Raw genomic sequence first — 7,190 nt, 5'->3', positions numbered from 1 at the left:
GATGAGCCTCAGCCCAGTCATCTCCCACGAACAGCCTCAACGGTCCTCCCGATCCCGATCACCCTGAGCAGCCAGCGGGAGAACCATCAGCGACCTAATCAAGCAGTGCTCACGCCACCAACACGCGCGGCACGACATCCCAGCAGCGATCAACTCTCCCGACCAACCGGCAGGGGCACGGTCTTTCGTCAGGACTCAACGTCCAGGAACACCGAGTGCTCACCTACCGGGTGGCTACCAACCAGGAGTCTGCCGGATGGCACACTCCCAGAACTGATTAGGATCAGGAGTTCTCCCGGTCCCAGGGGTAGTCGGCACCGCTGGGCGGGGGTGTCCTCCACGCCGGCGGTGCTCACGCAGGGCCGTGTTGGTCGCCGTCCTCGGGATTTCCGGCCAGCTCCCGCACGAGGGCGCGTAGCTCCATCAACCCGATCGTGTCGGCGGGCTCCTGGTCCGCGGTCTCCACGCGGCGCAGGCGCTCGGCCGCGAGTCGCTCCCCCAGCGCCGCGTCCAGCGGGAGGTAGGTCATCGCGTCGCGGGACGCCTGGTCCAGGGTCGCCAGCTCCGGGTGGTAGACCGCGACGTCGACGACGTCGCCGTCCACCTGGGCGACCACGCGCACGTCCGCCAGCGGGATGCGGTGCGTGCCCAGGTTGACGGTCACGAGGGTCGGGTCGGGCACGGGTGGGACCGAGTCGTGGTACTCCCAGATCGCGTCCTCGGGCGGGGCGGCCGCGCGCCACGCGTCGGTGTACGGGCGCAGGCGGGGGTCCTCCTGGCCGGAGACGACCAGCGCGTAGACGGCGCGACGGCCGCGATCGAGCGAGAAGTGCAGCTCCGGGTGCAGTGCGGCGACCAGGCCGCACAGCTGGTTCTCGACGCGCTGTGGCTCGCGGTCGCCGAGTGCGGAGGACACCTCGGGCAACAGCTCGTACCAGCCCTGCCAGAACCGCTCGGCCAGCTCGCCCGGACCAGGCCGCCTCGGGGCCGGGCTCACGGCACGGCGGAAGAGCCTCACGGCCGCAACCCGTTCATCAGCACGGACACCATGCGCTCCCGGCCGGCCTCGTCGGCGGACCTGGCGCTCGCGGCGATGCCGTGCGAGAGCCGCATCAGGTCGACCGCCTCCAGGTCGGCGCGGACGACGCCGGCGGTCTGCGCCTCCTCGAGCAGCGCCCAGGCCGCGCCGCGCAGCTTCGTCTTGCAGTACTGGAAGGTCTCCGAGTCCTCGTCGATCGCGGCCTTCAGCGCGGCGGTCAGGTCGGACCGCTCGGTGTGGAACCGGATCATCTCGTGCATCCACGCGCGGACCGCCTCCGCGGGGGGCAGCTCCTTCGCCAAGGCGTCCGCGCGCGCCGCGATCTCCTCGATCTCCTGCCGGTAGACCGCCTCGACGAGGACCTCGCGACTCGGGAAGTGCCGGTAGAGGGTGCCGGCGCCCACGCCGGCCCGCTTCACGATGTCGTCGAGCGGCGCCTCGACGCCGTGCTCGAAGAACACCTCGCGCGCCGTGGCCACGATCCGCTCATAGTTGCGGCGAGCGTCGGCGCGCATCGGTGCACCCCTTCCATTCGGAGACTTTCTCCGGTTAGGCTTGCGCATTCGGAGATGCTCTCCATATGCTAACCCAGTAAAACTGGAGAGTTTCTCCGCTTAGGGGTGTGACTTTGTCTGTCTCCACAGAAACGACGACTCCGGCGCCGGCCAGGCCCATCGCGGCCCGGCCCGGCGTCGCACTGGCGCTGATACTGACCTGCCAGCTCATGCTGATGCTGGACGCGACCGTGATGAACGTCGCGCTCCCCCGCATCCGCGCCGACCTCGGCTTCACGCCGGCCGGGCTGTCATGGGTGATGAACGCGTACACGCTGGTGTTCGGCGGGCTGCTGCTGCTCGGCGGCCGGCTGGGTGACCTGTTCGGCCGGCGGCGGCTGTTCCTGGCGGGGATCGCGGTGTTCACGGCCGCGTCACTGGCCGGCGGGCTCGCCGACTCGGCCGGGCTGCTGATCGCGGCCCGGATCGTGCAGGGCGTGGGGGCCGCGATGGCGGGGCCGAGCACGATCGCGCTGGTCACCAGCGCCTTCGTCGAGCCGCGCGCCAGGGTGCGGGCGCTGTCGCTGTTCTCGGCGATGTCCAGCTCGGGGTTCGCGATCGGCCTGATCCTGGGCGGGTTCCTGACCGAATGGCTGACCTGGCGCTCGGTCATGTTCATCAACGTGCCGCTCGGCCTCGTCGTGCTGGCCTTCGGCGCCCGGTACATCGCCGAGCCGGAGCGCCATCCGGCGCGGCTGGACCTGGTGGGCGCGGGCCTGGCGACGGTCGGGGTGGCCTCGGTGGTGTACGGCTTCATCCAGGCCGCCGAGGACGGCTGGGGATCGGCGTCGGCGGTGTGGCCGCTGGTGGTCGGCGCGGTGCTGGTGATCGCGTTCGTGGTGTCGCAGACCCGGGTGTCGAGCCCGATGCTGCCGCTGCGGCTGTTCCGCGACCGCAACCGCGCGGCCGCGTACACCAACTTCTTCCTCGGCCCGCTGTCGATGATGTCGGCGTTCTTCTTCATGACGCAGTTCCTGCAGGAGGTCAGCCGGTACCGGGCGCTGACCACCGGGTTCGCGTTCCTGCCGATGGCGGTGGGGATCCTCGGCATGTCGCGGCTGATCCCGCGGCTGCTGCCCCGGTTCGGTCCCAAGCCGTTGGCGCTGACCGGGACGCTGCTGATGTCGGCCGGGCTGTGGTGGATGTCGACGCTGTCGGCCGGCTCGTCCTACGTGCCGGCGATCCTGGGGCCGATGATCCTGATGGGCCTGGGCGGCGGCATGGCGTTCGCACCGCTGAACGTCCTGATCATGGCGACCGTGCCGCCGGCCGACGCGGGTGCCGCGGGCGGCGCGTTGCAGACGATGCAGCAGATCGGCTCCACGCTCGGGTTGGCGCTGCTGGTGACGATCGCGGGCTCGGCGTCCCGCGGCCTGTCCGGGACATCGGCGGTGGTCGCGGGGGCGACGGCCGCCTGGGCCGCGTCGGCGGCGATCGTGCTGCTGACGTTCCTGGTGGCGCTGACGTTCCGGCGTCAGTGAGGGGGGTGTGGAACCGCCCGGGTCACCAGGACTCGGGCGGTTCCACGAAGGCCTTGCCCAGGTCTCGGGCCACTTCCAGGGCACGGCGCGCCCAGCCCGCGGTCGCGCCGGCGAGGCCGCAGGTGGGGGTCGGTACGGCGCGGTCGGCGAGGATCGTGCGGGGGAAGCCGAGGCGGTCGACCAGTTCCAGCGCCGGGCGGGCCGCGTCGTGGAGGGACAGGGGGCGCTTCGGGTCGGTGCTGGGGACCAGGCCGAGCAGGAACACACAGCCGTCGTCCCAGGCCTCACCCAGTTGGTCGGCGAACACGGACGGGGTGCCCTCCAGCAGGGTCGCGTCCAGGGACACCGCGTCCGCACCGGCGCCGCGGAACAGCGCCACGGGCGGTCGGGGGGCACAGCAGTGCACGATCACCGGCTGGTTGGTCGCGGCGCGGGCCGCGTCGACGACCGTCGCCAGGAGGTCGCGGGCGTCCGGGTCGGCCACCGCCGGGACCGTGCTCAACCCGGACGGGGTCGGCAGGGCGCCGGCCAGCACGGCCGGGAGCGACGGCTCGTCCAGCTGCACGACCACCTCGGCGCCGGTCCGCCTGCGGATCTCGGCGACGTGCCTGGTGAGCCCCTCGGCCAGCGACTCGGTGAAGTCCCGCAGCGCGCCCTGGTCGGTCAGCACCCGGTGGCCGCGGGGCAGCTCGACCTCGGACGTCAGCGTCCACGGGCCGGCCAGCTGCACCTTCACCAGGCCGGGCCTGGCCTGCTCGACGGCCTCCTCGAACGCGTCCAGGTCGCGGCGCAGGTGGTCGACGGCCGTGCGGTGGTCGGCGCCGGGGCGGGCCGTCACCCGGTACGCCGAGGGCACGACCTCCATCGCCAGGTCGACCAGCAGTGCGGTGGTCCGGCCGACGAGGTCCGCGCCCAGCCCTCGGCCCGGTAGCTCGGGCAGATGCGGCAGGTCGGGCAACTCACCCACGACGACGGCCGCCGCCTCGACCGGGTCGGTCCCCGGCATGGAACCGATGGCGGTCGCGGCGGCGGTCGGAAACTGTGCTGGCACGCGGACAATCTAGCGTCGAGCCGCGAGGAGCTGCAGCGCGCCGATGCCGGCGACCAGAACCGACAGCACGAGCAACACGATCGTGCCCAGCGTGGTCAGATCCGCCACGAGCGCGACCACCACGCCGTCGACCGCGCACACCGCGTTCACGGTCCCGACGGCGGCACCCGTCCTGCGATCGATCACCGGGCGGGCGCCCAGGTAGAGCACACCCGCACCCCACGCGATGAAGAACAGGCCGGCGCCGATCAGCACGCCGGTCGGAATGCCGAGCGGGTCGGCCAGGACACCGGCCAGCGCGGCCACGAGCACCCCGCTCGGGAGCGTGGCGAACCCGTCGAACCTGATGGCCTCACGAAGCGCAACTTTGGTCGTCATGCCACCGAGGCTCGCCCGGACCGCGCTGCCAGGGCCAGGTCAAGTGCTGCCAACTACTGCCGCGTCGGCCCGGCTCGCTCCGCTCGCTGGTTGAGCGGCCGCAGGTCAGCGGCCACGATCCGGGCCGCGGCGGCCTGCCAGTTGTGCAGGGTCCGCTCGGGGACGTGGTCGGCGAACCACGCCAGCGCGCGACGTGCCACCGGGTCCAGCTCGGTCACCTTCGTGCGCACGCTGTACGGCCGCACGCCGGCCACGTAGTAGAAGTACAGGGCGTTGTAGTGCCGCCACTCCTCGGACGTGCCGAAGTCCCCGGCCGCCGGCTTGAGGCGGGTGATCGTCTCCAGCAGCACCGCCTTCAGCTCGGTCGCGCGGGCCAGCGGGGCGTCCGGCACGCCCCGCTCGGCGAGCCGGGCCGTGATCACGGGCAGGGCGGTCAGCGGGCTGGACGCGAGCTTGCCGAGGTCGCCGTAGTGCGACAGCGCCCGCCGGGTGAGCCGGGCGAACTCGGCGTCGTCGAACTCGGCCAGTCCGACCTCGCCGCGGCGCGGCAGCGCGGCCGCCACCCCGCGCAGCTCGCTGCGTTCCCGGCGCAGGGCGGCGTCGCGGAAGGCGAACCGGTCGGCCAGCGCGTTGATCGGCCTGGCGAGGACCTGGACCGCGATCGCGGCGCCCACCACCCCGTACGCCAGCGGCACCAGGGACCGGCCGACCAGCCAGGCCGCGAGCGCCACCTGGCCGCCGAACAACACGGCCGTGCCGCCGGCGACGAGCAGCGACCACAGCATGTCCCGACGGATGGCCTCGCCCTCGCCGAACGCGTCGAACACCGCGACGCACCCGCCGAGCAGCACGAGGTCGACGCCGATCGCGGGGAGCAGCACCGTGCGCGGTGTGCCCGGGCTGAGGCTCGCCACCATCAGCGCGGTCGCGAGGCAGAGCATCAGCAGATAGGCAGCCGACTGGACGCGGCCGATGTCGACACGCTTCTCCACGAGCAGGCCGACGGCTGAGAACAGCGGCAGCGCCCCGACCGTGGCACTCCACGTGCCGACGAACGGGCTGGCGGCGGCGAGCACCGGCGTGGCCGGCAGCACCACCCATCGCCACACCACGTCGAGCCATGGGCGACTCGAGGGCAGCGCGGTGAACACGCCGGTCCACATCACGGCCGGCAGCGAGAAGAAGACGGCGTGCACCGCGGCGAGCACCGGGCCGTCGCCGCGGACGTCGGCGGTCGCGAGCGCGAGGCCGTAGCCGAGCAGGCCGATGCCGGCGCGGCGGAGCACCGGCTTGGTGGCATCACGCGCGAGCAGGTAGAGCCCCAGCCACCAGGCGAACCCGAACGCGATGATGGAGATCAACTTCGTCGGTCCCTCGCTCGATATAGGTTGGTGCCATGCTTTCAGACGTGGCCGCCGCGGCGGAGCGCATTCGGCCGTACGTGCGGCACACCCCGGTCATGCGGGTCGAGGTCGAGGGCCGGTCCGCGGTGTTCAAGCTGGAACAGCTCCAGCTGACGGGGTCGTTCAAGGTGCGGGGCGCGCTGAACGCCCTGCTGGGCGCGGCCGAACGGCCGGAGCGCGTGGTCACGGCCTCCGGCGGCAACCACGGCCTCGCCGTCGCGACCGCCGCCGCGCTGCTGGACCTGCCGGTCACCGTGTACACACCGGAGTCCGTGCCGGCCGCGAAGGCCAGGCGCATCGAGGCGACGGGCGCCAAGCTGATCCGTCACGGCGCGACCTACGCGGAGGCGGCCGCGGTGGCGATGGCGGTCCCGGACGCGTTCTACCTGCCGGCCTACGACCACCCGCTGGTGGTGGCCGGCCAGGGCACGTGCGCGGCGGAGGCCATCGCCGCCGTGCCGGAGGTGGACACGCTGGTGGTCGCGGTGGGCGGCGGCGGGCTCGGCGCGGGCACCGTCCTGGGCGCGGGCGGCCGGCACGTCGTGGCCGTGGAACCCGAGGGCTGCCAGGCGTTCCACGACGCGCTGGCGGCGGGCCACCCCGTCGACTCCCCGGTCGCGTCGGTGGCCTCGTCGGCACTCGGTGCGACCCGCGTCGGCGACGTCCCGTTCGCGATCCTGCGTGCGGCCAGCTCGGTGCTCGTCTCGGACCAGCAGCTCCTCGCCGCCCGCGACCGGCTGTGGGAGGAGTTCCGGCTGGCGGTCGAACCGGCCGGCGCGGTTCCGTTCGCGGCCTGGCTGGCGGGCCTCGTCCCGGGCGAGCTGCCGTGCCTCATCCTCTGCGGCGCCAACACGGACTGGACCCCCGCATGACGATCGTCGTCCCCTTCCACCAGGACGAACGCCTCCCCGCGGGGAGCCTCCCGGTACCGGGCGACCGGGTCGTGACGCCACCCCTCCCCGACGGCGACATCTGGACACGGCTGACCGCACTGCACGACGCGGTCGCCGACGCAGTGGCCGACGCGTTGGCCGGGACGGTGGCGGGGGCCGACACAGTGGTCGGGGCGGACGCCGACGAGGTGGCTGACGCGGGCGCCGGGGCGGTGGTGGCCGGGGCGGGCGTTGACGAGGTGGTCGCGGCCGAGACGCCGCCGGTCGTGGTCTCCGGCGACTGCCTGGTCGCACTCGGCGTGCTGGCCGGCGCACAGCGAGCGGGCACCGACCCGTCCCTCATCTGGTTCGACGCGTAAGTTGTGTTGATCTTAGTGTAGTGATAGAGTTT

General features: G+C 72.9%; 8 protein-coding genes. 3 read left to right on the top strand and 5 right to left on the bottom strand.

From position 1 onward, the window contains the following. Nucleotides 1–352 precede the first annotated feature (352 nt). On the bottom strand, nucleotides 353–1,018 hold the full coding sequence (locus tag ACJ73U_RS06700) for a hypothetical protein (protein WP_407776650.1): 666 nt from the start codon (nucleotides 1,016–1,018) through the stop codon (nucleotides 353–355). Further along, entirely contained in the window at nucleotides 1,015–1,554 is a 540-nt protein-coding gene (locus ACJ73U_RS06695) for a TetR/AcrR family transcriptional regulator (protein WP_407776649.1), read from the bottom strand. Before ACJ73U_RS06695 ends, ACJ73U_RS06700 begins: the two co-directional genes overlap by 4 nt. Nucleotides 1,555–1,661: 107 nt before the next feature. Here ACJ73U_RS06695 and ACJ73U_RS06690 point away from each other — a divergent pair, with 107 nt between their 5' ends. After that, the gene (locus tag ACJ73U_RS06690; protein ID WP_407776648.1) at nucleotides 1,662–3,074 is read left to right on the top strand and encodes an MFS transporter; all 1,413 of its coding nucleotides are present in this window, start codon (nucleotides 1,662–1,664) and stop codon (nucleotides 3,072–3,074) included. Nucleotides 3,075–3,096: 22 nt separating this feature from the next. On the opposite strand, the gene ACJ73U_RS06685 is transcribed toward ACJ73U_RS06690, so the two are convergent. From ACJ73U_RS06685 to ACJ73U_RS06675, 3 genes are read right to left on the bottom strand one after another with little or no spacing between them, the layout of a single operon-like run. Then, nucleotides 3,097–4,125 (bottom strand): methionine synthase, encoded by a 1,029-nt coding sequence (locus ACJ73U_RS06685; RefSeq protein ID WP_407776647.1) that lies wholly within the window; start codon nucleotides 4,123–4,125, stop codon nucleotides 3,097–3,099. A gap of 9 nt (nucleotides 4,126–4,134) precedes the next feature. Continuing rightward, nucleotides 4,135–4,503, bottom strand: coding sequence for a hypothetical protein (locus tag ACJ73U_RS06680; RefSeq protein ID WP_407776646.1), 369 nt, complete (start codon nucleotides 4,501–4,503; stop codon nucleotides 4,135–4,137). A 53-nt stretch (nucleotides 4,504–4,556) separates the two neighbouring features. After that, on the bottom strand, nucleotides 4,557–5,864 hold the full coding sequence (locus tag ACJ73U_RS06675; protein WP_407776645.1) for a hypothetical protein: 1,308 nt from the start codon (nucleotides 5,862–5,864) through the stop codon (nucleotides 4,557–4,559). A 35-nt stretch (nucleotides 5,865–5,899) separates the two neighbouring features. Between ACJ73U_RS06675 and ACJ73U_RS06670 the strand changes: the two genes are divergently transcribed. Together ACJ73U_RS06670 and ACJ73U_RS06665 are read left to right on the top strand one after the other, a co-directional pair. Further along, entirely contained in the window at nucleotides 5,900–6,778 is an 879-nt protein-coding gene (locus ACJ73U_RS06670) for a serine/threonine dehydratase (protein ID WP_407776644.1), read from the top strand. After that, entirely contained in the window at nucleotides 6,775–7,158 is a 384-nt protein-coding gene (locus ACJ73U_RS06665) for an arginase family protein (RefSeq protein WP_407776643.1), read from the top strand. Before ACJ73U_RS06670 ends, ACJ73U_RS06665 begins: the two co-directional genes overlap by 4 nt. The last annotated feature ends 32 nt before the right edge of the window (nucleotides 7,159–7,190 follow it).

The sequence above is a fragment of the Actinophytocola sp. genome, from assembly GCF_045807065.1.
Taxonomy (GTDB): domain Bacteria; phylum Actinomycetota; class Actinomycetes; order Mycobacteriales; family Pseudonocardiaceae; genus Actinophytocola.
This window is presented reverse-complemented; position numbering and strand designations above follow the sequence as displayed.